Here is a 2068-nt window from a genome sequence, read left to right as displayed (position 1 = left end):
GGATACGGATCAGGCGATAACCCAGACGCTGGCGGTTCCCCTTTCGCTTCATTGTTGGCAGGGAGACGATGTGGGAGGCTTTGAGGGAAGTGATTCCTTGTCCGGCGGAGGAATTCTTGCCACCGGTAATTATCCTGGTCGGGCCCGAAACGGAGATGAACTTCGTCAAGATGCTTCCTTTGCTTTTTCCCTTATTCCCGGTAAAAAACGTTTTAATCTCCATGCCATGTATGCGGAAACGGGTGGCAAAAAGATAGATCGGGATGAGCTAGAGCCAGAACATTTTAAAAAATGGATTGATTGGGCCCAGGAACAACAGATAGCCCTGGACTTTAATCCTACCTTTTTTTCTCATCCTAAAGCATCTTCAGGATACACCTTAGCTCATGCGGATACTGCTATTCGAAAGTTTTGGATTCGTCATGGCAAGGCCTGTCGGCGTATTGCGGCTTACCTGGGAAAGACCCTTAATGAGCCCTCTATCGATAACATCTGGATCCCTGATGGTTCAAAGGATCTTCCCCTGGATCGGCTCGGGCCGCGGCAGCGGCTTCTCGAATCCCTGAATGAAATCCTTCAGGAATCCTATCCTGCTAGACACATCATAGACACCGTAGAGAGCAAGCTTTTTGGGATCGGGAGCGAAGCCTACGTGGTGGGTTCCCATGAATTTTACATGGGATATGCCGTACAACGCCAGATAGGGCTTTGCCTTGATATGGGGCATTTCCATCCAACCGAGACAATCCACGATAAGATTTCTGCCTTAAGTCTTTTCGTCCCAACCTTGCTTCTCCATATAAGTCGGGGAATTCGCTGGGATTCGGATCACGTCGTTTTGTATTCCGACGATGTGCGGGATGTCTGCCGGGCGGTGGTTCGGGCTAATTTAGTGAACCGGGTTGCCTTTGCCCTGGACTTCTTTGATGCCTCGATTAATCGGATTGTCGCCTGGGTGATTGGAGCCCGTAGTTTCCGGCTGGCCTTGCTGGAAGCCTTCCTTGAGCCAGTTGACCAAATTCGGAAGGCCGAAATGGAGGGAAAATTCCACGAACGCCTTGCTCTTATGGAAGAAGCGAAGACCCTTCCTTTTACGGCGGTTTGGGATTATCTGTGTTATCGGGAACATATCCCCAATGGTCCTACCTGGCGATCCCAGGTAGAACGGTACGAACGGGAGGTGCTTTCTCATCGAAGATAGTATTTTGTAGCACCCAATACTTCTTTTAATCTTATTTATTCTATGTTAGAATACTTATATGAACATTCGAGCAAAGCTAGTTACCCTGGTGGTCGCGGTGGTGGCTCTGGTTCTCGGGGCCTCTTCGCTTTATGTGGTGATGCAGGCCCCCGTTGAACGGATAGAGTCGGAGCGACGCATCCTGGATACGGTCAAGAATGGCATGTACAACCTTTCTATTGAAACGAATCGGCTCAGTACAGCTATGTTTAGCCGAAGTAAGCTTCGTTTTGAGGAAGCCCAGAATCGTTATAGAGAGGTTTTTACGAGGATAAACGAGGTCTCCTATTTACGACGGGACGCTACTTTACGGGAAGCCCTGGAAATTATCGAGCGACTTCAAAAACTAAATGAAGAAAACCTTAAAAATGTGGATCAGATCTTTAAGGAATTGTATGCCAATGCGGAGGAACTCTTTGTATCGGTAGATCGCATGACTTTCCGTCGAATTCTTACGGATGATCCTCTTAAGAAAGATGCCAATCTCCGGATGCAGGCCCTTTTCAACTTGAATCGTCTTGAATCAGCTATTGGCATTTTAAACGATAGTCTTGATTCTTCCATCAAGGTGATTGATGAGCAGAGTCTGGTTATCGATGACCGCATAGCCCAGATACGGCGCCAGTCCCTCTTTGTTACCCTGGGAGTTATTGCGGTGTTTGTGGTGCTTACCACCGTAGCGGCCCTGCTTTTTTCTGGGACCATTGCGCGGAACGTGGTATCGATTGTGGGGGGCATTCGCTCGCTGAGCGAGGGGGATCTGACGGTGGAACTGGTGGTGCGCAGTCGGGATGAGGTAGGGGAACTGGCGGCGCGGATGAACGAGTT

2 protein-coding genes are annotated in these 2068 nt (G+C 49.2%); both read left to right on the top strand.

Annotated elements, in window-relative coordinates; translation table 11 throughout:
• A partial coding sequence (locus N2315_09140; protein ID MCX7829338.1) for an L-rhamnose isomerase occupies positions 1-1201 on the top strand: 1201 nt, incomplete at its 5' end.
• An 88-nt stretch (positions 1202-1289) separates the two neighbouring features.
• Positions 1290-2068: HAMP domain-containing protein (locus N2315_09135; protein MCX7829337.1), on the top strand; the 779-nt coding region annotated here is incomplete at its 3' end.

The sequence above is a fragment of the Thermanaerothrix sp. genome, assembly GCA_026417795.1.
In the GTDB taxonomy this organism is placed as follows: Bacteria; Synergistota; Synergistia; order Synergistales; family Synergistaceae; genus Thermanaerovibrio.
Note: the sequence above shows the minus strand (reverse complement) of the source record. Positions and strands in the feature narration are given on the sequence as shown.